The 24,939-nt window shown below is 66.4% G+C and carries 22 protein-coding genes; 8 read left to right on the top strand and 14 right to left on the bottom strand.

Annotated features, from left to right (window positions below):
- The 4 genes from RQI43_RS15460 to RQI43_RS15445 all read left to right on the top strand — a co-directional run.
- Positions 1 to 671 (top strand): MFS transporter (locus tag RQI43_RS15460; RefSeq protein WP_311275705.1); only part of this gene is annotated, 671 nt, incomplete at its 5' end.
- 3 nt (positions 672 to 674) lie between these two features.
- On the top strand, positions 675 to 1,451 hold the full coding sequence (locus tag RQI43_RS15455; protein ID WP_311275704.1) for a fumarylacetoacetate hydrolase family protein: 777 nt from the start codon (positions 675 to 677) through the stop codon (positions 1,449 to 1,451).
- Positions 1,452 to 1,499: 48 nt separating this feature from the next.
- Positions 1,500 to 2,510 carry a ketopantoate reductase family protein gene (locus tag RQI43_RS15450; RefSeq protein WP_056430895.1) on the top strand — a complete coding sequence of 337 codons (1,011 nt, stop codon included), beginning with the start codon at positions 1,500 to 1,502 and terminating at the stop codon, positions 2,508 to 2,510.
- Between the two features lie 117 nt (positions 2,511 to 2,627).
- Entirely contained in the window at positions 2,628 to 4,163 is a 1,536-nt protein-coding gene (locus RQI43_RS15445) for an acyl--CoA ligase (RefSeq protein WP_311275703.1), read from the top strand.
- Positions 4,164 to 4,307: 144 nt separating this feature from the next.
- On the opposite strand, the gene RQI43_RS15440 is transcribed toward RQI43_RS15445, so the two are convergent.
- Entirely contained in the window at positions 4,308 to 5,456 is a 1,149-nt protein-coding gene (locus RQI43_RS15440) for a sensor histidine kinase (RefSeq protein WP_056430889.1), read from the bottom strand.
- A gap of 335 nt (positions 5,457 to 5,791) precedes the next feature.
- Here RQI43_RS15440 and RQI43_RS15435 point away from each other — a divergent pair, with 335 nt between their 5' ends.
- Positions 5,792 to 6,100 carry a hypothetical protein gene (locus RQI43_RS15435; RefSeq protein WP_311275702.1) on the top strand — a complete coding sequence of 103 codons (309 nt, stop codon included), beginning with the start codon at positions 5,792 to 5,794 and terminating at the stop codon, positions 6,098 to 6,100.
- Here RQI43_RS15435 and RQI43_RS15430 read toward each other — a convergent pair whose 3' ends face one another.
- The 5 genes from RQI43_RS15430 to RQI43_RS15410 form a co-directional block, all read right to left on the bottom strand.
- Positions 6,101 to 7,960, bottom strand: coding sequence for a KUP/HAK/KT family potassium transporter (locus RQI43_RS15430; protein WP_311275715.1), 1,860 nt, complete (start codon positions 7,958 to 7,960; stop codon positions 6,101 to 6,103).
- A gap of 264 nt (positions 7,961 to 8,224) precedes the next feature.
- Entirely contained in the window at positions 8,225 to 8,923 is a 699-nt protein-coding gene (gene bioD / locus RQI43_RS15425) for a dethiobiotin synthase (RefSeq protein ID WP_405030632.1), read from the bottom strand.
- A 1-nt stretch (position 8,924) separates the two neighbouring features.
- Complete coding sequence (locus RQI43_RS15420; RefSeq protein ID WP_056454539.1) at positions 8,925 to 9,698, bottom strand: ferredoxin--NADP reductase; 774 nt, start codon at positions 9,696 to 9,698, stop codon at positions 8,925 to 8,927.
- A 361-nt stretch (positions 9,699 to 10,059) separates the two neighbouring features.
- Positions 10,060 to 11,658 (bottom strand): HAMP domain-containing methyl-accepting chemotaxis protein, encoded by a 1,599-nt coding sequence (locus tag RQI43_RS15415; RefSeq protein WP_311275700.1) that lies wholly within the window; start codon positions 11,656 to 11,658, stop codon positions 10,060 to 10,062.
- 786 nt (positions 11,659 to 12,444) lie between these two features.
- The gene (locus RQI43_RS15410; RefSeq protein ID WP_311275714.1) at positions 12,445 to 13,380 is read right to left on the bottom strand and encodes a ring-cleaving dioxygenase; all 936 of its coding nucleotides are present in this window, start codon (positions 13,378 to 13,380) and stop codon (positions 12,445 to 12,447) included.
- Between the two features lie 153 nt (positions 13,381 to 13,533).
- Here RQI43_RS15410 and RQI43_RS15405 point away from each other — a divergent pair, with 153 nt between their 5' ends.
- Positions 13,534 to 14,157, top strand: coding sequence for an FMN-dependent NADH-azoreductase (locus RQI43_RS15405; protein WP_056423192.1), 624 nt, complete (start codon positions 13,534 to 13,536; stop codon positions 14,155 to 14,157).
- A gap of 10 nt (positions 14,158 to 14,167) precedes the next feature.
- Here the strand turns inward: RQI43_RS15405 and RQI43_RS15400 are convergent, their stop codons facing one another.
- The 6 genes from RQI43_RS15400 to ileS all read right to left on the bottom strand — a co-directional run bounded on the left by RQI43_RS15400 (position 14,168) and on the right by ileS (position 22,382).
- A complete protein-coding gene (locus tag RQI43_RS15400) occupies positions 14,168 to 14,764 on the bottom strand; it encodes a HupE/UreJ family protein (protein WP_056423189.1) in 597 nt (198 codons plus the stop codon).
- Between the two features lie 195 nt (positions 14,765 to 14,959).
- A complete protein-coding gene (locus tag RQI43_RS15395; RefSeq protein ID WP_056423187.1) occupies positions 14,960 to 16,261 on the bottom strand; it encodes a pitrilysin family protein in 1,302 nt (433 codons plus the stop codon).
- A 63-nt stretch (positions 16,262 to 16,324) separates the two neighbouring features.
- Positions 16,325 to 17,710: a pitrilysin family protein gene (locus tag RQI43_RS15390; protein WP_056423183.1), complete on the bottom strand. Its 1,386-nt coding sequence runs from the start codon at positions 17,708 to 17,710 to the stop codon at positions 16,325 to 16,327.
- Positions 17,711 to 17,894: 184 nt separating this feature from the next.
- Entirely contained in the window at positions 17,895 to 18,524 is a 630-nt protein-coding gene (locus tag RQI43_RS15385; protein WP_207413047.1) for a hypothetical protein, read from the bottom strand.
- Positions 18,525 to 18,733: 209 nt separating this feature from the next.
- Positions 18,734 to 19,234, bottom strand: a complete 501-nt coding sequence (gene lspA / locus RQI43_RS15380; RefSeq protein WP_056423178.1) for a signal peptidase II — start codon at positions 19,232 to 19,234, stop codon at positions 18,734 to 18,736.
- A 163-nt stretch (positions 19,235 to 19,397) separates the two neighbouring features.
- On the bottom strand, positions 19,398 to 22,382 hold the full coding sequence (ileS, locus tag RQI43_RS15375) for an isoleucine--tRNA ligase (RefSeq protein ID WP_311275699.1): 2,985 nt from the start codon (positions 22,380 to 22,382) through the stop codon (positions 19,398 to 19,400).
- A gap of 474 nt (positions 22,383 to 22,856) precedes the next feature.
- Here ileS and RQI43_RS15370 point away from each other — a divergent pair, with 474 nt between their 5' ends.
- Together RQI43_RS15370 and RQI43_RS15365 are read left to right on the top strand one after the other, a co-directional pair.
- On the top strand, positions 22,857 to 23,126 hold the full coding sequence (locus RQI43_RS15370; RefSeq protein ID WP_056423171.1) for a hypothetical protein: 270 nt from the start codon (positions 22,857 to 22,859) through the stop codon (positions 23,124 to 23,126).
- A 133-nt stretch (positions 23,127 to 23,259) separates the two neighbouring features.
- Positions 23,260 to 23,508, top strand: a complete 249-nt coding sequence (locus RQI43_RS15365; protein ID WP_311275698.1) for a hypothetical protein — start codon at positions 23,260 to 23,262, stop codon at positions 23,506 to 23,508.
- Between the two features lie 86 nt (positions 23,509 to 23,594).
- On the opposite strand, the gene RQI43_RS15360 is transcribed toward RQI43_RS15365, so the two are convergent.
- Complete coding sequence (locus RQI43_RS15360; RefSeq protein ID WP_156467655.1) at positions 23,595 to 24,149, bottom strand: MarR family winged helix-turn-helix transcriptional regulator; 555 nt, start codon at positions 24,147 to 24,149, stop codon at positions 23,595 to 23,597.
- Positions 24,150 to 24,481: 332 nt separating this feature from the next.
- Positions 24,482 to 24,871: a response regulator gene (locus RQI43_RS15355; RefSeq protein ID WP_056423399.1), complete on the bottom strand. Its 390-nt coding sequence runs from the start codon at positions 24,869 to 24,871 to the stop codon at positions 24,482 to 24,484.
- Positions 24,872 to 24,939: the final 68 nt, after the last annotated feature.

Raw genomic sequence — 24,939 nt, 5'->3', positions numbered from 1 at the left:
CGGAGGTCGTGGCCAACGCCAACATCATCCAGACCCGGCGCAACTACACCCCCGGCGAAGTCGCCCGCCAGCCGATCTTCTGGCTCATGTACTTCATGTTCGTCATCGTCGGCGCCGGCGGCCTGATGATCACCGCCAACCTCAAGCCCATCGCCTCCGATATCGGCGTCGACAAGGTGCCGGTCACCATCATGGGCATCACCATGGTCGCCATCACCTTCGCGGCCACCATCGACCGCGTACTCAACGGCCTGACCCGCCCGTTCTTCGGATGGGTCTCCGACAAGATCGGCCGCGAGAACACCATGTTCATCGCCTTCGCCATGGAAGGCTTCGGCATCTACATGCTCTACCTCTGGGGCCACGACCCGCTGTGGTTCGTGCTGCTCTCAGGGTTCGTGTTCTTCGCCTGGGGCGAGATCTACTCTCTCTTCCCCTCCACCTGCACCGACACGTTCGGCACCAAGTTCGCCGCCACCAATGCCGGCCTGCTCTACACCGCCAAGGGCACCGCCGCCCTCCTGGTCCCGGTCGCCAACTACCTCCAGCAGGCCACCAACAGCTGGGACGGCGTCTTCCTCGTCGCCGCCGGCGCCAACATCCTCGCATCCCTCCTCGCCATCGCCGTGCTGAAGCCCTGGCGTGCCCGTATCGTTGCCCGGAGCATCTGAACCATGGCCCGCTGGATCGGATATCGTCACGACGGACGCGCCGGCTTCGGCCGCCTCGACGGAGAGCAAATCACTGTCCACGAGGGCGACCTGTTCGACGCGCCCCGGGCCACGGGAGAAATCCTGCCCCTCGCCGAGGTGGTCCTCGACCTGCCCTGCCGGCCGAGCAAGGTCATCGCCCTGTGGAACAACTTCTCCGCCATGGCCGAGAAACAGGGGCTGACCCCTCCGGTCGCTCCGCTGTTCCTGCTGAAGCCGGCCAACACCTATCGCCCGAGCGGCGCCGAGATCGCGGTGCCGGATTGCGCCGGTCGTATCCTGTTCGAGGGCGAGCTCGGCATCGTCATCGGCAAGGTCGCGGGCCGGAGCGCGCGCGACCTCACACCGGACGAGGCGGCCGACCACATTTTCGGTTACACCTGCGTCAACGACGTGACCGCGCTGGAGATCCTGAAGGCCGATCCGAGCTTCGCCCAATGGACGCGCTCCAAGGGACTGGACGGGTTCGGTCCCTTCGGCCCGGCCATCGCCACCGATCTCGACCCCGAGGCGCTCTCGGTGAAGGTGCGGGTGAACGGGCGCGAGCGCCAGACCTATCCCCTCTCGGACATGATCTTCCGCCCGCACGAGATCGTCGCCATGATCTCGCGGGGCATGACGCTGGAACCCGGCGACGTCATCGCCTGCGGCACCTCCAACGGTTCCGGCCCGATCCCGAAAGGCGCCACGGTCGAGGTGGAGATCGAGGGGATCGGAATCCTGTCGAACCGCTTCCCCTGAGCCGCACAGACCAGACCGACACGACATCCGGACAATGAGGATACCAGCATGAGCATCGCGATCGTCGGCGCAGGCGCCATCGGCGGATTTCTGGGGGTTCGCCTCGCGAATATCGGCGAGGACGTCACCTTCATCGCACGCGGGGCCAATCTCGATGCCATCCGCTCCAACGGCATGCGCCTGATCGAGGAGAACGGCTCCGAGATCCACGTGAAGAATCTCAAGGCCACCAAGTCCATGGAGGAGGCCGGCGTCCACGACGTGGTACTCCTCACCGTGAAGGCGCATCAGGTCGGGCCGATCGCGGCCGATCTGCACCACCTCATCGGCCCCGATACCATCGTCGTGACCATGCAGAACGGCATCCCGTGGTGGTATTTTTCGGGTGGCCATGGCGGCGAACTCGCCGGGACGCATTTGGAAACGGCCGATCCGGGCCGGCTCATCGCCGAGTATCTCGACCCGAAGCATGTGATCGGCTCGGTGGTCTATCCGGCGGCCGTCCTCACCGAGCCCGGCGTGGTCCAGGTGATCGAGGGCCACCGTTTCGGTCTCGGCGAACTCGACGGCTCCATGAGCCCGCGGGTCCAGGCCCTGGCTCAGCTCCTGATCAAGGCGGGCTTCCGCGCGCCCGTCACCAGCGACATCCGCGCGGAGATCTGGCTCAAGCTCTGGGGCAATCTCAGCTTCAACCCGATCTCGGCGCTCTCGCACGCGACCCTGGTGGATATCTGCCAATTCCCGGAGACGCGGGCGCTCGCCGCCGACATGATGCGCGAGGCGGAGACCATCGCGAACAAGCTCGGCATCACCTTCAAGCTCGGGATCGAGCGGCGCATCGCCGGGGCCGAGAAGGTCGGCGCGCACAAGACCTCGATGCTGCAGGACGTGGAGGCCGGGCGGCCGATCGAACTCGAAGCCCTCGTCGGCTCGATCATCGAACTCGGTCGTCTCACCGACACCCCGACCCCGCATATCGGCACCGTCTATGCCCTGATGCGGCTGCTGTCCCAGAGCCTCGAACGGGCGCAGGGGCGCCTGTCCATCGCGACGGCCTGACCACCGTTTCCCCGGCGGTCGCCCGCGACCGCCGATCCGCGTGAACATGTGCCGCTCCCCATGCGGCGGACCGCCTTCTCCTCCCCGAAGGCAACTGACGATGAGGACACAGCTACCATGGCCGAGACCGCAACCACCTTGCACGCGCTGATCCAGGCGGGCGCCGACGAGGCCACCGCCCTGTCGAGCCCCGGCGGCGTTCCCCTGACCTTCGGAGCCCTGCGGGCGCTCACGGAGAACACCGTCGCTTCCCTCAACGCGCAGGGAATCGGCCGTGGCGATCGGGTCGCCATCGTTCTCGACAACGGCCCGGAAATGGCCGCCGCCTTCATCGCCATCGCGGCGGGCACCACCTCGGCGCCGCTGAACCCCGCCTACAAGGCCGACGAGTTCGAGTTCTACCTGACCGATCTCAACGCCAAGCTGCTGGTGGCGGCGGAAGGCTCGCAGAGCCCGGCCGTCGCGGTGGCCGAGAAGCTCGGCGTGCCGGTGGTGCGTCTCACCCCGACGCCGGAACAGGGCGCGGGCAGCTTCACTCTCGCCTTCCCCGCCGGAACCGTGACGCCGGCCGCCAATTCCGGCCCGGCCCATCCCGACGATATCGGCCTCGTGCTCCACACGTCGGGCACCACGTCGCGCCCGAAGATCGTCCCGCTGAAACAGTCGAACGTCTGCGCCTCGGCCCGCAACATCCGCACCACCCTCGCCTTCACGGCCGAGGATCGCGGGCTCAACATCATGCCGCTGTTCCACATCCACGGCCTGATCGCCGGCATCCTGGCGCCGCTCTCGGCCGGAGGTCAGGTGTGCTGCACCCCGGGCTTCAACGCCCTGAAGTTCTTCGGCTGGATGAGTGAGGTCCGCCCGACCTGGTACACGGCGGTGCCGACGATGCACCAGGCGATCCTCGGTCGCGCGGCTCGCAACAAGGAAATCATCGCGGCCAACCCGCTGCGCTTCATCCGCTCCTCCTCCTCCTCGATGCCGCCGCAGGTGATGAAGGAGATCGAGGACGTGTTCGGCGCGCCGCTGCTCGAAGCCTACGGCATGACCGAGGCCGCCCACCAGATGGCCTCGAACCCGCTGCCGCCCCGGCCGCATTATGCCGGCTCGGTGGGCATCGCCGCCGGCCCCGAGATCGCCATCGTCGACGAGGATGGCGAGCCGCTGCCCGCCGGCGAGACCGGCGAGATCGTGATTCGCGGCGACAACGTGATGGCAGGCTACGAGAACAACGAGAAGGCCAATGCCGACGCCTTCACCAAGCAGGGCTGGTTCCGCACCGGCGACCAGGGCACCCTCTCGCCGGAGGGTTATCTCTCGATCACCGGACGCCTGAAGGAGATCATCAATCGCGGCGGCGAGAAGATCTCCCCGCGCGAGGTGGACGAGATCCTGATGGACCACCCGGCCGTGTCGCAATGCATCACCTTCGCGATGCCGCACGACAAGCTCGGCGAGGACGTGGTCGCCGCCATCGTCCTGCGCGAGGGCCATGACGTCCTGTCGGAGAAGGAGCTGCGCGGCTTCGCCTCGGAGCGCCTCGCCCCGTTCAAGGTGCCGGCCAAGATCATCTTCCTCGAGGAGATCCCCAAAGGCGCGACCGGTAAGCTCCAGCGCATCGGCCTCGCCCAGAAGCTCGGACTGGTGTGAAGACGGGGGCCTTGCGGCCCGTACTCGGGAAAGACCTCCTCGGAAAACCGTCCGGGGACCACCTGCCTTCAGACGACTTGCCTCCGATGCCCCGTCACGATCGCTCGTGACGGGGCTATGGTGGGTAAGCGTCGTTCGCGTTCCCTATGACGGCAGGACCATCCTGAGGGAGAAATGCGCGCCCTTCACATCGGGCGCCACGGTGAGCGGACCGCCGAGTTGGCGGCCGAGATTGTTGATGATGCGCATGCCGAGGCTCGCGCTCCGGGCCTGGGTCGGGTCGAACCCATCCGGCAGACCGGCGCCATCGTCGGCGACGCCGATGACGAGGCCGCCCTCCTCATGCGGACGGGCGGTGACTCGGATTTCACCCTCGCCGTCGGGATAGGCGTATTTGATCGCGTTGGTGACGAGCTCGTTCACGAAGAGCCCGAGCGGAATCGCGAGATCGGCCGGAATGTCGAGACGGACCGCCTCGCAGCGAATGACGTTGCGCCGGGCGCTCTCCTGAAGCTTGCCGCAGAGCGCTTCCAGGAAGCCCGAGACATCGATGGCGCCGAGGGTCGGCTGGCGCCAGAGCTGATCGTGAACCGCGGCCACGGCCTCGACGCGGGTGCGCGCATCGACCAGGGCTTCCTTCACCTTCTCGTCGTCCGAGCCGCGAGCCTGCAGGGCCAGGAACCCGGCGACCACCGCGAGGCTGTTCTTGACCCGGTGGCTCATCTCGCGGGACAGGAGGTCCTGCCGTTCCAGGGCAGCCTTCAGCCGCGCCTCGCCGCGCTGACGCTCAATGGCGCCGCCGAGAAGATTGGCGAAGCCCTGCATGAAGGCGATGTCCGCCTCCTCGAACTTGCCCTCGCGGGTGTCGTCCACTTCGAGCACCCCATAATGCCCGTCGCGGTTGGCGATGAGCACGTTGATGGCCCGCTTGATGCCGTGATCGGCCATGATCTGCGGCGTGCGAAACCGGGTCTCCACCTGAAGGTGATTGGAGATGACCGGCTGGCCGGTCTTCAAGGCGTAACCCGCCGGGGATGCCAGATCGGCCCCTATGATGGCCTTGCCGACGACATCGTCCTTCCAGCCCACACCGGCGCAGATCAGCAGGCAATCCTGCTCTCTGGAATATTCCAGAGCCTTGCAGAACTCGGCCTTCATGCCTTCCGCGCAGAGCTCGACGGCGCGATGCAGCAAGGGCAACAGCTCGGTGGCACGCAGGGCCTCGACGCCGAAATCCGAGAGCAGGGCCTGCTGACGCAGACGCAAGGCCAGGGCGGGTGAGACATCGGTCATGGAAGATGGTCCTGCGACCGGCTGGATAGATGAGAAGAACGCCATCTGGTCTGTGCGGTGCCGTGAGGCAGGATGCAAGGGCGGCGGGGGTAACTCACGTGAGGGTGGCGTGGGGAGGACCGGATTGGCGGCAACGCTTCAGCAGCGGCCAGCGCAGGCGGAGGATATCGGAGGAGCAAAGCAGATTATATAATAAGTACTTATAAACAAACCTGTTTGAGCTTGAGCGCATGACTTGAGATTATTGCCTGAACAAGAAAATTTCGCTAACTGCCCCGAAAAACCGGCGTCGAAAGCACGGTGTTCAGCCGGTACAACCGATGGGAGGATGCGAGATGTTCGACGAGACAGTTGCCCGTGCCGTCCTCGTGGCGATGGCACTTCTGGTCTCCGCCCCGGCGCAGGCTTTGTCGATGAACGACCCGCTGACGGAATGGACCAAGGGCACGGCCATGGACCGGATGCAGATCGCCTCACGTCTCGGCGAGTCGTTCAACAGCATCAGCGAAAGCTTCACCGCCGGGTACTTCCTGAAATGCATCGATGACGTCGCCGCCTACGGCAACGCCAAGGCGGCGAAGATCGAGGATGCCATGCGCGAATGCGTGGCGGCGCGGATGCCGCGCAGCCCCGACGCCGAATAGTCAGATCTCGATTTCGGTGCCGACCTCCACGAGTTGGCGGGTGGGGATGCAGAATTGCGCGCCGGTGGCCTCCGCGTTGCGCAGGAGGAAGGCGAAGATGGTCTCACGCCATGTCGCCATGCCCCGGTGATCGCTCTTCGGGATGATGGTCTCGTGGCCGATGAAGATCGTCAGGTCGTCGAGGAACTCCTTCGGCAGGGTTCCGCATTCGACGGCGCATCGCAGCCCGTCGGGAATCGAGGCGTCCTCCATGAAGCCGTAATGCAGGACGAGGCGGAAGATATCCGGGGTGATCTTGGTCACCTCGGCGCGCTCGGTCCGCGGCACGCTCGGCGCCTCCTCGTAGAGCGCAGTGACGAGCAGGATGCGCTTGTGCAGGGCATGGCTACGCTCGACGAAGCGCGACAGGTGGAGTGGAATCCCGCTCGTGGCCGAGGACAGGAAGGCCGCGTTGCCCGGCAGGGTGATCGGCGGCTTGCGGCGCAGCTGCTCGATGAACTCCGCCTCGGGCTGCCGCAACGTCGCGCGGGCCTCCTCCACCAGGATGTTTCCCTTGCGCCAGGTCAGCATCAGGAAGGCGACGAAGCCGGCCAGCACCAGGGGAAACCAGCCGCCCTCGAACAGCTTCACGCTATTGGCACCGAGAAAGACGAGGTCGATGGCGAGGAAGAAGCCGTTGACCGCGAAGACCGCGACGGGGTTGTAGCCCCATTTCAACGCCACGAGGGCGGCGAGCAGGGTGGTGATCGCCATGAGCGACGACACGGCGATGCCGTAGGCGCCGGCCAGCTTGTCGGATGAGCCGAAGGTGAGGACGGCCGTGAGGGTCGCGGCCGCCATCAGCCAATTGATCACCGGCACGTAGATCTGCCCGCGCTCCTCGCGTGCCGTGTGGATCACCCGCATGGGCGGCAGGAATCCGAGCTGGATCGATTGCTGGGTGAGCGAGAACACGCCCGAGACGATGGCCTGCGAGGCGATGACGGTGGCCAGCGTCGCCAGCGCGATCAGCGGATAATAGGCCCAGTCCGGGCTCAGGCGGTAGAACGGGTTCTCGATCGCGTCGGGCTCCACCAGCAGAAGCCCGCCCTGGCCGAAATAATGGATGACGAGGGCCGGCAGGACGAGACCGAACCAGGCGATGCGGATGGGTCTGGCGCCGAAATGGCCGAGATCGGCATACATCGCCTCGCCGCCGGTGACGGCGAGGAAGGCCGCGCCCAGCATGGCGAAGCTGACATGCCAGCCCGCATGGACGAGGAAATCCACCGCGCGCCAGGGGTTGAGAGCGCCGAGGATCTGAGGCGCGTGCCAGATGCCGCCCAGGCCCAGCAAGGCGAGGACGATGAACCACACCACCATCACCGGGCCGAAGATGCGGCCGATGAAGGCGACGCCCTTGCTCTGGACCAGGAACAGCCCGACCAGGATCGCAATCGTGATCGGCAGGACGAGATGATCCAGCCCTGGGGCCGCCACTTTGAGGCCTTCCACGGCGCTCAGCACCGAGATTGCCGGGGTGATCGCGCCGTCTCCGTAGAGCAGGGCCGCGCCGATGAGGCCGACGACGAGGAGCGCGGCCTGCCGCGTGCCCGGCTTTGCATGGCGGGCGCCGAGCAGCGCCAGCATGGCGACGATGCCGCCCTCCCCCCGGTTGTCGGCCCGCAGGATCAGCACCGCGTATTTCAGCGAGACGATGAGGATCAGCGCCCAGAAGATGAGCGATACCGCGCCGACGACCGCGATGGCGGCCGGTGGGCCGCCTCCGCTCGCCGCCCGCACAGCCTCCTTGAACGCGTAGAGGGGGCTCGTTCCGATATCGCCATAGACGATGCCGAGCGCTCCGAGGAGGAGGGGCAGGCTGGCGCGGGGCGCGACGCGCGCGTCCGTCGGCGCTCCATGAGCCGTTTCCTGGTGGGCCAATGGAGTACTCCTTGCACGGACAAGCCGAAGACGCTGGCATCCGCCGGATCGAACCCGAGTGTATCGAACCTAAGAGTAACGGACGGGCCGTCCATGGTGTATGGCCCCGGATCGCACAAGTGACGACATCGTGCGCGGTCACTGGGCGAATCCCCGGTGGGACGAGACAGACTCGCCATTTCCGGAACGCTGATACTGTCGTCAGGCGGTAAGGTTTAACGAGCCGGCCTGTACCAGCCGCGCCAGAGCCTCCGGGCACTCGCCGTCGCGGGCGATGCAGACGACCGGAACCGGCACATGGCGGGCGATGGCGTCGGCGACCGTCTCCGGCGACGTAGGAGCGCCGAGGCTTTCGCAGATGACGACGGCGAGCAGCCGCTGGCCGTGGCAGCGCAGGGTCTCCGCCGCCGTGAGCGCGTGGCTGATCGCGCCGAGATAGCTGCCGGAGACGAGGATCGTCGGCAGGGCCAGGGCCTTGAGCCAGTCGAGGCCCGTCGCCTCCGACGTCACCGGGCTCATCAGGCCGCCGACGCCTTCGATGACGATGATCGTCTCCGGGGCGCCCCCCTGGAGCCGGGCCTCGCACCAGCTCACGAGCTCGAAAAGGCTCAGGCTCCTTCCTTCGCGGGCGGCGGCGAGATCGGGGCTGAGCGGCGCGGCAAAACGCCAGGGCGAGCAGGCCTCCACCGTCTCGGCCGTCAGCGGCATCCCCTGTGCGTCCAGCAGGATCGCCGTGTCGCTCTCACGAAATGCCGGATCGCCGAAGGGCGGGACACCGCTCGCCAGAGGCTTCAGGGTCGAAACGGCGCAGTCCTGCGCGCGCAGGGCACGCGTCAGGGACGCGGTGACGTAGGTCTTGCCGATCTCGGTGCCGGCGCCGGCGACGAAGACGGCGCGCACGTCACTTCTCGACGAAAGCCTTCTCGATGACGTAGTGGCCGGCCTCACCATGGTTGCCTTCCACGTAACCGCCGCTGGTCAGCATCTCGCGGGTGTCGCGGATCATGTCCGGCGAGCCGCACAGCATGAACCGGTCGTTCTCCACCGACATCGGCGGCAGGCCGATATCCTCGAACAGCTTGCCGGAGGTCATCAGGTCGGTGATCCGGCCGCGGTTGCGGAAGGGCTCGCGGGTGACCGTGGGGTAATAGATCAGGCCGGCGGAGATGACCTCGCCGAGGAACTCGTGGTTGGGCAGGTCCTGCGTGATCGTCTCGCCATAAGCGAGTTCCGAGACCTGTCGGCAACCATGGACGAGAACGACCTTCTCGAAGCGCTCGTAGGTCTCCGGGTCCTTGATGATCGACATGAACGGCGCGAGGCCGGTGCCGGTGCCGAGGAGATAGAGGTTCTTGCCCGGCATCAAATTGTCGAGCACCAGCGTCCCGGTGGGCTTCTTGCCGACGATGATCGGGTCCCCGACCTTGAGGTGCTGCAGCCGGGAGGTGAGCGGGCCGTTCTCGACCTTGATCGAGAAGAACTCGAGCTCTTCCTCGTAATTGGCCGAGACCACGCTGTAGGCGCGCAGCAGCGGACGGCCCTCGACTTCGATTCCCATCATCACGAACTCGCCGTTGCGGAAGCGGAACGCGGGGTCACGGGTGGTGCGGAAGGAGAACAGCGTGTCGGTCCAGTGATGGACACTCAGTACACGCTCCTCGTTGAACTTGCTCATCGACGGGTCCGTCTCAAACTTCGCTTGCGAATCTCGGCCTTCAGCCGGGTCTTCTCGCACCTGCGGCACGCCCGTCAAGGCATAGCAGGCGCGCAGGCAGCGAAACCGCCAACTGTCTGGAATTGCTCTTACTTGAGGGCGGCGATGCCTCGGGCGATGCGACCTCGTCCCGATTCCTTCTCAGGATCTTGCGGGAACGCGGGTGGGAAGGGGCATTCGCGGGGCTCCCGTGCCCTCACCGGGAGGGAGGGAGAGTGTCCGCCCAAGGCAGCGGGCTGCATCGCGACGCATGCCGCCCGCCTCATCGAGAGGCGGGCGGCGCTGATAGTCCTCGACCGGAGAAGGGCGATCGGCCCTCGGTTCAGGCGGCGCGCACCGTATGCAGGAACTTCTGCACTTCCGCGCTCAGCCGCTCCGCCTGCCGTGCGAGTTCCGACGAGGCGGTGAACACTTGGCTGGCGCCGGCGCCGGTCTCCTGCGCCGCACGGGCAACGCCGGTGATGTTGGCGCTGACCTCGCCGGTGCCGATCGAGGCTTGTGCCACCGAGCCCGCGATCTCCCGAGTCGCGGAATCCTGCTGCGCGACCGATGCGGAGATGGCGGCGGCCGTCTCGTCGATCCCGTGGATGGTCGAGGAGATCCCGTCGATGGCGCTGGCTGCCTGGCGGGTGGAGGATTGGATCGCCCCGATCTTCGCGGAGATTTCCGTCGTCGCCTTGGCGGTCTGGTTCGCGAGCTCCTTCACCTCGGAGGCCACCACCGCGAAGCCCCGGCCCGCTTCTCCGGCCCGCGCAGCTTCGATCGTCGCGTTGAGAGCGAGGAGATTGGTCTGGCCGGCGAGGTTGGAGATGAGGTTCACGACATCGCCGATGCTGGCGGCGACCTCGCGAAGTTCCGACACCGCCAGTGCGGTCTGCTCCGCCTCACGGACGGCGGCGGCGGTCATGTCCGCCGAACGTGCGACCTGGCGACCGATCTCCGCCACCGAGGCGCCGAGCTGCTCGGCCGAACCGGCCACGGCGGTGACATTGGCCGAGGCTTCCTCGGCGGCCGACAGAACCGCGCTGGACTGGGCCGACGTCTCCTCGGCGGAGGCCGTCAGCTGCGAGGCGGTAGCCTGCATTTCGGTAGCCGCAGCGGACACCATGCTCACGATCCCGCCGACCGCCGCCTCGAACTCGTCGGCCAGGGCATGCATGCCGGCCTTGCGCTCCGCCTCCGCGACGCCGCGCAGGTGCTCGGTTTCGACCTCGAGGGCGCGGTTGCGGATCATGCCGTCCTTGAACACCTGCACCGCCGACGCCATGGCGCCGAGCTCGTCCGTGCGCGTCCGATCCGGGATCGCGACCTCGACATCGCCTGCTGCCAGCCGGTTCATCGCGTCCGTCATTCCGCGTATCGGCCGGGCGACCGTGATCATCGAGAAGAGGGCCGAGCCGGCCTGAAGGAGGATCGCTACGCCACCGATCACGAGGCCCAGAAGCGTGGCGGTTTCCACGGCACCGGTCGACGACAGCCGCGCCTCGTCCGTGAAGCGCTGCGCATTGGACAGCGATTGCTCGATGGCGACGAGGGCCTTTCTGCGAGCACCGTTCCGCTGTTCCCCCGTCGACGCCAGGGCCGCCTCGTCGATCCTCTTGCGACCCTGGTCGTACGTAATGGTGGCTGCCGACTTGAGGGCGAGTTCCGTGAACTGCGCCAGCCCAGCATCGATGTCCTTGAGGACGTCGGGCTTCAGGGCGATACGGATCGGTGCCTTGAGGCCTTCATGGGCTGAATCGAAGCTCGTCCTGATACGGCCGACGGCCTCCTTGTAGGCCTCTTCCGTTTCGGACAGGCGCGCGTCGCGGAAGGCGACCTGAATCTGGGACAGGCCGAGCTGCGCGTTCTTGATGCCGTCGAGGATCGTCTGCTCTCGGCCGACGGCTTCGATAGAGCTCGTGATCCGCTGGTTTCCCATCCACTGATTAGCGACCAATCCGACCGCCATTAGAATGCCAAGGCCTGAGAAAAACCCCAATTTCTTCGCGATCGACAACTTGAACATCGTTCAGCCTGAGTTCCGATGGGATGGGAGAATGTCGGAGGCCTTTTCACTGCTCTTGCCGACGGGAGGTTTCGCCTCCGGTGTGCGTTATCGCCAATACGGGCTAAATATTTCTTAATTCGATCGCCTTTTCAGGCGATTACTGTTTTTGATAGAATTACTCAGATAAATTAGACTAAAACGATAGCTCGATGCTCTTTTCGCCGGGATCCTACCCCCGACTCGAGACACGGTCCTTCCGGGAAAAGGGGGATCGTGCTCACCGGTGTAATATAGCCGTCGGTAACCTGCCAGGATCGCCGACAGAGCTGGACCGATCAGCTTGATGGAGTTGATTTGGGAGGTTTGGTAATCATCGCTGAGCGTTGCGGATGCTTGTCGATCTGATGGAGCGGACGCACAGAGCCTTCCATTGGTTGCTTCCCTCGAACAGAATCACGCTGACAAAGTGAGTGCTGGTGACTTGGTTCGGGCGAAAAATGACGGCGGCGCGGGCAATCGACACCCGTTCACGGTTTCGTTGTCTGACGTAAGTAGTTCGCATTGGCCAGCCAAAGCTTCACCTCGCTCTGGCCTCTGAACGGTCACCGGTTCGAGGACGCAGAACCGGCGACCATTTCTGTTGAACTTGAGTAGCCGAAACCGGTCCGCGTCGGGGATCGTCTCATGCCGAACCTGCTCGGGGTAGTCGTCTTGCGGTCAGAGGGGCTTCAGCCCGGCTTCGATCTCGGCGCGGCGTCCTTCGAGGAAGGGCGGCAAGGACAGGCGCTCGCCCAGGGCCTCCAGCGGCTCGTCGGCGGTGAAGCCCGGACCGTCGGTGGCGATCTCGAACAGGATGCCGTTGGGCTCGCGGAAGTACAGGCTTTTGAAATAGTAGCGGTCTACCGGGCCGCTGGAAGGCATGCGGCGCTGTTTCAGCCTGTCGGCCCAACCTGCGTAGTCCGCATCGGGGACGCGGAAGGCGACGTGGTGGACCGCCCCCGCTCCCTGGCGCGCGGGCGGCAGGCCGGGTTGGGCGATGAGGTGTAGCTCGGCACCGGCGCCACCGTCCCCCATCTGCCAGACGCGGACTTCGCCTGCCGGTAATTCATAGGTGCGGGATTGGCTCATCCCCAGCACGTCGGCCAGAACCGCCTCGGTCGCCTCGATCCGCGCAAGGCTCAGACGGATCGGCCCCAGACCGCGGATCTGCCGCTCCACCGGCACCGGGCTGGCGGGCCAGGGATGGGCCTCTCCCGCGCCACCGTCATCCACCAGCATCAGGCGCTGGCCTTCCCGATCCTCGAAATCCAGGGTGAGGCGACCGTCGCGCAGGACGGGCTCCTCGTGGATCACGCCGTCTCGCGCGAGATGCTCGCGCCACCAGGCGATCGTGCCCTCCCCCGAGACGCGGAACGCCGTCCGGACGATGCTGTCGGTGCCCCGGCGCTCGGGTGGCGCCGGCCAGTCGAAGAAGGTCATGTCGGTGCCGGGTGCGGCGACGCCGTCGGCGTAGAACAGGTGGTAGGCCGAGACATCGTCCTGATTCACCGTCTTCTTCACGAGCCTCAGCCCGAGGCTCCGCGTGTAGAAGGCCGCATTGTCGGCGGCCCGCGCGGTGATGGCGGTGAGGTGATGAAGTCCGGTGAGGTGCATCAGCCTGTCCTTCGAATGACGAGGGAAAGCTGACATGGGTCATCCGACGCCGGAATGCGATGCCCCTGCGTACCATCCGCGAAGGGAGCGTGCCCCTAGGCCGGGGCGGAATGCGCGATAGATCCCTCGCTCACCGACCATCGGAGTTTCCGCATGCCCCACCTGCTCTACGTCGAAGCGTCACCGCGCAAGGAACGCTCGGCGTCGATCGAGGTCGCCCGCGCCTTCCTCGATGCCTGGCGTGCGACGCATCCGGAGGGCAAAGTGGACATGCTCGATGTCTGGAACACGGCGCTTCCGGACTTCGACGGGGAAGCGCTGGCGGGCAAGTACGCGGCCCTGGCGGGCGAAACCTTGAGCCCCGCACAGGAGGAGGCCTGGGTGGCGATCCGCGCCCTTGCGGACAGGTTTCGCGCGGCGGACCTGATCCTGTTCGCGGTGCCGATGTGGAACTACACCATCCCCTACAAGCTCAAGCACTTGTTTGATCTGGTCTCCCAGAAAGACCTTCTCTTCACCTTCGACGAGCGCGGCCAGAACGGGATGCTCGATGCCACGGCCGTCGTCATCAATGCGCGCGGCGTCGCCATCGGCGCGGATTTCCCGGCCGAGATCTACGACCATCAATCGACCTACATGGCTACTTGGCTGCGCATGGTCGGCATCACCGACGTCCACCAGATCGCCGTCGAGAAGGGATTGATGGGAGCCGATCTCGACCGGCAATCCCGTGACGAGGCCCGCGCCAAAGCCGAAGCCCTGGCGCGAAGGCTGTAGGGCTACGCTTTCAGAAAGCGCCGGCCAGGAGGCCGAGACCGGCGGCCGCGAAGGCTGCGCCGGCGACACGTAGCGCCGGACGGCCATTCTGCTCACCGAGGCGGCCCATGCCGAGGCCGAGACCGAGACCCACGGCGTGGAGCAGGGCGGTGGCAGCGACGAAGCCGGCGCCGTAGGCAAGGCCCGAGGCCGCCTCCGGCATCTCGGCACCGTGGGCATGGCCGTGGAACACCGCGAAGACGCCCACGAGCGCCATGGCGGCCGCGACCGGCATCGTCAGGCGCAGGGCGACGGCGGCACCGAGCACGGCGACGGACAGGGCGATGGCGGTCTCCACATGCGGAAGCACCACGCCGGACGCACCGAGCGCGCCGCCCACCACCATCATGCCGATGAACGACAGCGGGACGAGAAGGATCGCGCGGCCGCCGACCTGCGCGGCGACGAGGCCCACCGCCACCATGGCGAGCATATGGTCGAGGCCGGTGAGCGGATGGAGGAAGCCATGGGCGAGCCCCGACGCATCGCCCTGCCCGGTATGCGCCAGGGCGGGACCGGCCATGATGCCGAATGCCAGACCCGGCAGAATTCGAACGAAACGCGTCATCCCTACTCTCCCCGAAGCCCCGAAGGCCATCACCCGTCCTGAATGCAGGACGTGATCGGTCCTGGCAACGGTCGTGCCGACGCGACGGCGGGCAGAATCAGGTAGACTTGGCAGGACGGTGACGTCCCCCGATGCGTGGGGCGCGAAAGGCATCCGATCCGGAGCTCGGCCGACACGCCGCGAAGCATGCGAATCCTACAGGAAATCGGTGGGCCGCCCCGCCGCCACAACGAGCATCCTGCCGTCGGCGAAGGTGCGAGCGCCGGCGCGGCGGATATCCGCCTGGGTTACGTTCGTCACCATTTCGTTGCGGCGGGCGAAGTAATCCATCCCCAGCCCTTCGAAGGAGATCTGCACGAGCTGATGCGCGATCTTGGTCGAGGTGTCGAAGCCGAGCGCATAGGAGCCGGTGAGATAATCCTTGGCCTTCTGTAGCTCTTCGTCGGACGGACCGTCGCTGATGAGCCGGCCGATCTCGTCGCCGATCACCGACAGCGCTTCACCGACGCGCTCGTTCTTGGTGGCCGTGTAGCCCCAGGTCATGGCGCTGGCGCGGTGGCTGACGAGGGAGGTGCCCACGGAATAGGCCAGCCCCCGCTTCTCGCGCACTTCCTGGAACAGGCGTGAAGTGAAAGAGCCGCCGCCCAGAATATGGTTGAGCACATAGGCGGGGATGAAATCCGGGTCCTTCCACGGCACGCCGCCCATGCCGAAGCGCAGGACCGATTGCGGCACGTCGATATCGACGACGACGCGGCGACCGAGCTGGCCGACCTGCGTCTGCAGCACGGCATTCAACGGTCCGGCCTCGTCGAGGACACCGAAAGCGCGGTTGAGGGCATCGGCCAGACGGTCGGAATCGATGGCGCCGACGGCGGCCACCTTGAGTCCACCGCGGCCGATGAGTTGCCGATGCATCGCCACGAGGTCGTCACGGGTGATGGCCGCGATGCTCTCCGGGGTGCCGGAGGACGGCCGGGCATAAGGATGGCCGACATAGGCCTCGGCGAAGAAACGGCGTGAGGCCATCACGCCCGGATCGTTCTGCTGGTAGCGCAGGCCGGCGAGGGTCTGGGCACGGACCCGCTCGATGGCGTCAGCATCGAAGCGCGGCTTGGCCAGCGCGAGGGCCAGGAGATCGATGGCCTCGTCGGCGTGCTTGACCAGCATCTTCAGGGAGCCGCCCACCGCATCGGCGCCGGCATGGAACGACAATTCGATGGCCCGCGCGGCCAGCCGCTCCTGGAAGGCGTCGGAGGACAGATCGCCTGCGCCCTCGTCGAGGAGGCGTGCCAGCATCTGAGCGACGCCGCCCTTGCCCTCGGGATCCTGCGCGGCACCGCCCTCAAAGGTGAATGCCAGGGCAATCATCGGCACCACGGGCGATTCCACGTGCCAGGCTTCGATCCCGGCGGCGGCGGCCACCGGAAGCGCCACCGTGGGAGCGTCCGCGCCGCGGGCGGTGGTATCGACCAGATTGGCTTCGACCGAGTTCATGAGAACCTCATTCTTTTTCTGGGCGCCCGGGCCGGCATCAGCGGGATCGCGCGAGGGCTCGCCTCACGCAGCGGCCGCGTCGGGATCGCGCGTCTTCGTCAGGTATCCGGTCACGGAGCGGGCGGGGATTAGGTAGCGCTCTGCGACGGCGGCGAGCCGGGCCTGCGTGACCCCCTCGATATCCGAGGGCCAGCGACGGACCTCCTCGATGCTCTCGCCGATCGCGAGGGCCGAGCCGTAGATTCGGGCCAGCGAGGATTGGCTGTCGGAAGAATAGACTGTCTCGGCCACGAGCCGGGTCTTGGCCCGCTCGATCGCCTCCGGGCCCAGGGCTTCGGAGGGAACACGGCGCAGGACGCGGTCGACCTCCTCCTCCAGCCGCTCCAGGCTGACGCCCTCGGCCGGGATGGCGTAGACCGAGAAGCGGGTGTCATCGATGGCCGAGCCCATGTACCAGGCACCGGCATTCACGGCGACGCCGAGTTCCATCACCAGCTTGCGGTAGAGGAACGAGGTCGAGCCGCCGCCCATCACCTCGGCCAGGAGTTCCAGGGCATGGCACTCGCCGTCGCGGGCGGTCATGCAGGACGGGGTGAGGTAGAGGCGCTGCAGGGTGGGCTGCTCCACCTTCGGATCGGCGACGCTGAGGCGGCGCAGGGCGCGGGGCTCCGGCTCCTTGGCGCGGACCCGAACCGGTCGCGATCCGCGCGGCGTCACGAGGCCGTAGGTATCGTCGGCAAGGCGGCGGACCTCATCGGGCGTCACGTCGCCGGCGACGACGAGGATCGCGTTCTCGGGGGTGTAGAAGCGGTTGTAGTAATCCAAAGCGTGGGTGCGGTTGAGATCCTCGATCTCGTGCATCCAGCCGATGATCGGCGTGCCGTAGGGGTGATGCACGAACAGCGAGGCAGCCATGGCCTCCGAGAGCTGCGCCGACGGATCGGTCTCGACCCGCATGCGGCGCTCTTCCAGCACCACGTCGCGCTCGGGCGCCACGACGGAATCTTCGAGGACGAGACCGGTCATGCGGTCGGCCTCGAACTCCATCATGGTCTTGAGATGGTCGCGGGCGACGCGCTGGAAATAGGCGGTGTAATCGTAGGAGGTGAAGGCGTTCTCCTGCCCGCCGAGGCCGGAGACGGCCTGCGAGAACGCGCCGACCGGGTGCTTCTCGGTGCCCTTGAACATGAGGTGTTCGAGGAAATGCGCGATGCCGGACTGCCCGATCGGATCATCGGCAGAACCGTTGCGGTACCACACCATGTGGGTCACCACCGGGGCGCGGTGATCGGGCACCACCACGACGTCGAGGCCGTTATCGAGGGCGAAGGCGGAGACTTCGGGACCACCTGCCTCGGACCGGCCGAAGGGCGCGGCCTCGGCCCGGCCCGCATGGCCGTAGCGGCGGTTGAGCGAGAACCCGGGCGTATCCTTCCGCAGCAGATGCATCGTCTTTTCCTTGATACGTCGGCCACACGTGACCGCCCGTCATGAGCGCAATGCCTCTTGCGCACTCCTCGGATGCCGTGAGCCCGAGGAACGAAGTCAGGGCAAATCCCGTACCGACACCGGCCGGGCGTTAGCCTCGCCCTCTCGAAGAGCCGGACCAGGCAGGTCCGAGATTCGAACGCGCCTAACGCCCCCGGATGTAGGCACCCGGATCGGCTTCTTCACGCTCGCGCGAGGGATTGTTGATCGGGTCGCTGTTGTTCCGGGCGACCGCCTTCGGAGCCTTGCGGTATCCGTTCGGCGGATCGGTCAGCGTATCGCGATCGGGCTCGACGAGAATCGGCTCGGCCTTCTCCTCGCGCTTGCCGAAAATGTCGAAGGGACTCCAGATCGAAGACGAAGCACCGTCGCTTTCGGGACGACCCGGCTCGGTACGCACGCTCGCGTCGGCACGGCGACCGCCGCGCATCTCGTCGAGCGAGAGCGTCATGTTGTTGTCGTCCATCCGCCCCTGTGCCCCGCGGGAGATCGGCTTCCTCGCGTCGGCGAGTTCGCGCTCGCGTTGAACGATCTCGGGATCCTTGGGCCATTGCGGCGTGGCGGTGGCGGCGCGCGGCGGCGGCAGCGCCTTGCCGTCGAGCTTGGGCGGCATCACCAGGGGCGCCCGCTCACGGTAAGTGATGGCCGGCTTATCGGCCTCGATCAGGCCCATGCTGCTCAGGGTGTCGCGCATGAACACGCCCTGCTGCGCCTGCGCGCCACTCGCGGCGAGGAGTCCGGTAAGGCCCAGGATGAACCCACGATGCCCGATCATGCTGCCCCCAAATTACGCCGGCTCGCAGATTGCGCCAGCTCGAATGCGTGCCTGCCCGGAAGGCACCGGCGTTCGTTGGTCGATGCCGATCCTGCCCTCGTGGCCTGACGGCGGTTTCAGGCGATCGTATGGCGCCTTGACCGCAGCGCACCAGCCTCGCGGAGATAAGGATCCGTATTGTGGTTTACGGAACACAGCCACGCGAATCTTCAGGCCTCGCCGGGCGAGGCCCCGTCGCGAGGGCGCCGGACCGGGATTAGACTGTCGATGAGGAGGCCGACCACACCGGCGACGATGGCCGCATCGGCGATGTTGAAGACGTACCAGGACCATGCTCCTGCATGGAGGTGGACGAAGTCGAACACCGCGCCGTAGGCCGCACGGTCGATGGCGTTGCCGATCGCCCCGCCCGCGATGAGGCCGAGGGCGGCGGCCAGGAGTGCCGACGAGGCACGGCGCATCCAGGCGATCATCCCGATCGAGGCCGCCACGGAGACTGCCACCAGGATCCAGCGACCCAGGCCGCCATCCTGCTGGAACAGGCCGTAGGAAATCCCGCGATTCCACACGACGACGAAATCCACGAAGGCGGTCAGGTGCCAGGGCTGCGTCAGCACCAGGTCGGTGCCGAAATAGAGCCAGAGCTTGGAAGCCTGATCGAGGACGAGGGTGGTCAGGAGGACGACGAGGCCAAGGCGGAAGGAGGTCATGGCCACACTCGTCCCTTTCCCGGTCGCGAACGAGGTCGGCCCTCGCCTGAGCTTGGGTCAGGTGAGGGACGCGCCGCGTCGCTCGGAGACGGCGCCCGCTCCTCCGGTCGCTTCATGACCGGCCTCCCCCGGAAAAGAGGGGCGGCCGCCCGGCGCATTCGGATCACGCCGCCCCCGCCCCGCCATGGACGGCGTCCCACTCGCGCAACGCCTGGGCATCGCGCGGCGTCACGTCCGGATAGGCGGTATCGGACCCGACCGTCTCCGAGACCCGCCACGACCGGGCGCATTTGCGTCCCTGGGCCAGCCCCGGGACCAACGCCACGCCCCGCACATCGTCGAGCCGGAAAGCGTCGGCCGGCCCCTCGCCCGCCTCGATGGTGATGCCGGAGGTGATGCAGACTTCCGAGAAGTCGATTCCGTCGAGCGCCGTGAGCAGGTCGGGATCGGCGATGAACACGGTCGGCGCCGCCTCGAGACTCGCTCCGATGCGCTTAGCTGCGCGCTCGATTTCCAGGGCGCCCGTGACGACCCGGCGGACGCGGCGGATCTTCTGCCAGCGCTGAGCCAATGCGTCGTTGCGCCAGGACGTCGGCGTTTCGGGCAGCGTCTCGAGATGGACCGAACCGACGGCGGACGGGTAGCGATCGAGCCAGGCCTCTTCCGCCGTAAAGGCGAGCACAGGCGCGAGCCAGATCGTCACCCGGCGGAAGGTTTCGTCGATCACCTGCAGGGAGGCACGGCGGACCTGCGACGAGATCGGGTCGCAATAGAGCGCGTCCTTTCTCACGTCGAAATAGAAGGCCGAGAGATCGCCGGTCATGAAGCCGTTGAGCAGGGCTACCACGCGCTTGGTGTCGAAGCTGGCGTAGGCCTCGCGGATCTCGCCGTCGAGCTCGCAGAGGCGATGCAGGATGAGCCGCTCGAGTTCGGGCAGCTCGACATGGGACACGGCCGGCCCGGCCTCGAAATGCGCCAGCGAGCCGAGCATCCAGCGAAGCGAGTTGCGCAGCTTGCGGTAGGTCTCGGCGAAAGTCTTGATGATCTCGGGGCCGATGCGCAGGTCGTCGGCATAGTCCGAGGCCGCGACCCAGAGACGAAGGATATCGGCACCGGAATCCTTGATGACGCTTTGCGGCGCCACGACGTTGCCCTTGGATTTCGACATCTTCAGCCCCTTGGGGTCGAGGACGAACCCGTGGGTGAGGACGATGTCGTAGGGCGCGCGTCCCCTGGTCCCGCTCGATTCGAGCAGCGAGGACTGGAACCAGCCGCGATGCTGATCGGAGCCTTCGAGATACATCACCGTGTCGAGGCCGCCGTCGCGCTTACGCACGACACCCGACAGGCCGGGAAACATCTCAGGGTCGTCGAGCACGAAAGCATGCGTCGAGCCGGAATCGAACCACACGTCGAGGACGTCGGTCACCTTCTCGTACTCGGCCGGATCGTAATCGGGGGCTAGGAAGCGAGCGCCGTCGGCATCGGTGAACCAGGCATCCGCCCCTTCCGCCTTGAAGGCTGCCGCGATGCGGGCATTCACCGCCTCGTCGCGCAGGACCTCGCTGGTGCCCCGCTTGACGAAGACGGTGATCGGCACGCCCCAGGCGCGCTGGCGCGACACCACCCAGTCCGGGCGGTTGGCGACCATGCCGTTGATGCGGTTCTTGCCCTGGGTGGGCACCCATTGTGTCTCGTCGATGGCCTTCAGCGCCACGTCGCGCAGTGTCTTCTCGCCGAGCGCCTCCACCGGCCTATCGAGGGCGATGAACCATTGCGGCGTGTTGCGGAAGATTACCGGCTTCTTTGAGCGCCAGGAATGCGGATAGCTGTGCTTGAGCGTGCCGCGCGCGACCAGGGAGCCGGCCTCCGTCAATGCAGCGATGACCGCCTTGTTGGCGTCTCCTTTGTCGCCCTTCGGAGTCAGAACGAGTTTTCCCGTGAAACCGGGCGCCTCTTCGGTGAGCGCCCCGTCGGCATCGACGGTGTAGGGGATACGGGTCTCGATGCCGCGCTGGGCAAGGGCCCGGCCATTGGCCGTCCAGACCTCGAAATCCTCGCGGCCATGGCCCGGCGCCGTATGGACGAAGCCGGTGCCGGCCTCGTCAGTGACGTGGTCGCCGTCGAGGAGGGGTACCGCGAAATCGTAGCCGGGGACGTGCCCGGCGAGCGGATGCGAGAGGGTGAGGCCGCCAAGCTCAGCGGCCGTGACGTCCCTGACACGCTCGAACTTCTCCACGCGGGCCGAGGTAAAGACCCCGGCGGCCAAGCTATCGGCCAGGATATAGCTGTCGCCGGTCTTGGCCCAATTCTCTTCGGCGGCCTGAGTCACCCGGTAGAGCCCGTAGGCGACGCGCTTCGAATAAGCGACGGCGCGGTTGCCCGGCATCGTCCAGGGGGTCGTGGTCCAGATCACGATCCGCGAAGCGGCCAGGTCATCGGACGCCCCTGCGGTGAGCCGGAACGCCGCGAAGATCGTGTCGCTGACATGGTCCTCGTATTCGACCTCGGCCTCGGCGAGGGCGGTCTTTTCCACCACCGACCACATCACCGGTTTCGAGCCGCGATAGAGCTGCCCTGTCATGGCGAAGGTCATGAGTTCACGGGCGATGGCGGCTTCCGCCGGAAACGCCATGGTCGCGTAGGGGTGCTCCCAATCGCCGGTGACGCCCAGGCGCTTGAACTCGGCGCGCTGCACGTCGAGCCAATGCGCGGCGAATGTCCGGCACTCCTGGCGGAACTCGATGACCGGAACGTCGTCTTTGTTACGGCCCTTGGCACGGTACTGTTCTTCGATCTTCCACTCGATCGGCAGGCCGTGGCAGTCCCATCCCGGAACGTAATTGGCGTCGTAGCCGAGGGCGCCTTGGCTGCGGACGATGACGTCCTTCAGGATCTTGTTGAGCGCCGTGCCGATATGGATGTTGCCGTTGGCATAGGGCGGCCCATCATGGAGCACGAATTTCGGCCGGCCGGCCGCCTTCACGCGGATCTGGCCATACAGGTCGATGGCGGCCCAACGCTCCAGCAGGTGAGGCTCGCGCACCGGCAATCCGGCCCGCATGGGGAACTCGGTCTTGGGCAGGAACAGGGTCTGCGAATAGTCGCGGGCGGGCAGGCCGGCGTCGGTGGCTGTCGAATCGGTCATGGAATCTTCTGCGAAACGGTGCGCTGATCTTCAAGACGGTCGGCATTGGGCCGATGTCGGCGAACGGAGGCGGTGCGACCGCCCTCCCGGCTCCCGCTCGGGCCGCCGCAGCGGCCTTCAGGCGGAGGCCGGGCTCGTAATTCGAAGGCGGCTCGCGCCGCGCGGGACGTCAAGAACGCGCATTCCCGGCTTCTAGCAGCGCCGGACGGCAGAAACCAGCAGCGGTGCGAGAGTCGTCGGGCAATCGCTTGAAGCCATCCCAATGCGCCTCTCATGTCCTCTTCCTGGACCCGGTCCACCATGGAACCGCGAGCGCCCGGCGGGATCGATGCCACCTTTTCGAAGCTCGGCCGTTATCAGTCTATGCGTGACGGCGCGCCGTCCTTGTCGAGGACGGTGCCGATCCGAACGCTCGAAGCCGAATCGGCCGCGAACATGCGGCCGGTTTAGGAACGAAAGAGAAGGAAAGCCGTCATGAAGAAGGCATTGCTTGCTGCCACCCTCGTCCTATCCGCCTTTGCGCTGTCGGGCGCGGCCGAGGCCCAGGGCCTTCCCGGTGGTGTCCGTCGCGGCGCGGCCGAGGGTGACCGGGTCGGAGGACCGATCGGTGGCATCGTGGGTGGCGCGGTCGGCGGCGCAGTCGGGACCGTCAACGGCGCGCTCGGGATCGATCCGGGTCGCAGGGCCTACCGGACGCGCATGAATTCGCGTCGCCACTACCGCCACCACCACCACCGCCGCTGAGGCGAATCCGAACCGGCCTTCCCGCGACAGGGAAGGCCGGCGGGCTTCTCTGCAACGCTCGCCATTGGTTTAAGAGTGTCTTTATGGAGGTGTGGCACCGTCGGTCCGGCCTTACCGAGAGACCGTCTGCAAAATGGCAAAATGGGTTCCCCTGACGGCCCTTTTCGGTCTCGTCTGCCTCATGGTGATCCCGACGCCGGGCGTCATCGGTATCCTGATCGGGAGCGCCTGCGCCTTCGCCATCATCGTCAGCGCCATCGTCATGATGATAGACCGGCTTGCCGGACGTCTCGCGCGCCGGTTGGAGCGCCGCAAGCTGCGGCGCGTGCCCAAGCCTAAGCTGGGTGTCCACGCGAACTCGGGCATCGCCAGAAAAATCTGAGGGCGCTCCTCAGTTCGGCACGCGCAGGTTTCCACCCCAGTGACGCGTCACCGATTCGCTGACCGAAGAGTAGAATCCCATAAGGTTCAGTCGAGGCGGTCGGCCTGGATCGGCACGACCAGCGCATCGGGCTCGTCGTCGTCGAGTTCGATATCCGAGTCTCCGTCGACCTCGTGTCCGGTGACGCCGGACACGTCGGCGAGGTTGCGAGCAGCCTTGCGCAAGAGCTTACGCAGGCGACGCCGCTCCTTGCCGTCGAAACCGTCGAGCATTTCGGCTTCGACATCGTCCCAGATGCGCTCGATGGCCTCCGCCTTGGCGAGGCCCGTATCGGTAAGCCGCACGCGCACGACGCGACCATCCCCGGCTTCTGCACGACGCTCGACGAACCCGAGGGCCGCGAGGCGCGAGATCGTCTTGGAGGCGGTGGGCGGACGAACCCTCAAAGTGGCGGCCAGATCTCCCATGGTCATGGTTCCGGCGACGGCCAGTGCCTGCACCACTTGTTCCTGACCGGCGAAAAGGTCGAGGGCGGCCAAGCGGTCGCCGACTCTGGAACGATGCAGCCGCGCGGCCTGAACCAGGGCCCAGCCGACACTCTTCGAACCGGGAGGACGGATACGCTTGTCGGACTTGCCCATCGTCTGCTCGCTATCCCTATCGGCCTCGCCGAGCTTGCCTGTTTCGGATTTGTCCATTGCGGACTTGCCCGAGGGTGAGGCCTTGCCGGACGACACCGTCCCTCGCTGATCAGCCGAAACCATCGCCGCCCGACTCCACACTTGCAGACAGCCACGTTCTTCCGCACGGCCAGATGGCACAGGCGGGATCAGCGGGCTATTTGGGCGCATGTGGCGTCCGGCTCGTGAAGCTGGGATGACAGTCGGCTTAAATTCGCGCCAAATCGACGGTCGGCAAAGGACTCTTCGCCGACCGGCTCCATGCTGAGGAGGTCCGAACCTATGCGGAGGCCTCAGCAGGGCATCAGGCTCCTGATCTGCTGAAGGATGTCCTCTCCGGTGCAAGGCCTGGAGATGAAGCGGGCGCCTGCGGGAATCCGCTCCGGATCAGGCGCGGCGCGGCCAGACACGATGACGATCGGCAAAGTCGGCCGGGCCTCCGACACCGCGTTGGCGAGTTCGAACCCGTTGACCTTGCCCGACAATTCCACATCCGTGATCAGCCCGCAGATATCGGGCCGGGCCTGCAGGATGCCGAGGGCGCGCTCCGCAGACGCGCATTGCACCGTCTCATAGCCGCCATCCTCGAGGACATCCCCGAGGTCCATGATCGTCAGGGCTTCATCCTCGACGAGGAGGATCACCGGCCTGTCGTCGTCCGAGCGCGTCGTCTCATTCACCACGATGCCCACCCTTCACCGTTTGACCCAACCTGATCCAACGATAAACATCCGTTCAGGTTGCAGGGTGG

The organism is Methylobacterium sp. WCS2018Hpa-22 (assembly GCF_031843785.1).
GTDB lineage: Bacteria > Pseudomonadota > Alphaproteobacteria > Rhizobiales > Beijerinckiaceae > Methylobacterium.
The sequence above is the reverse complement of the archived record's forward strand: the minus strand, read 5'-3'. Positions and strand labels throughout refer to the sequence as shown.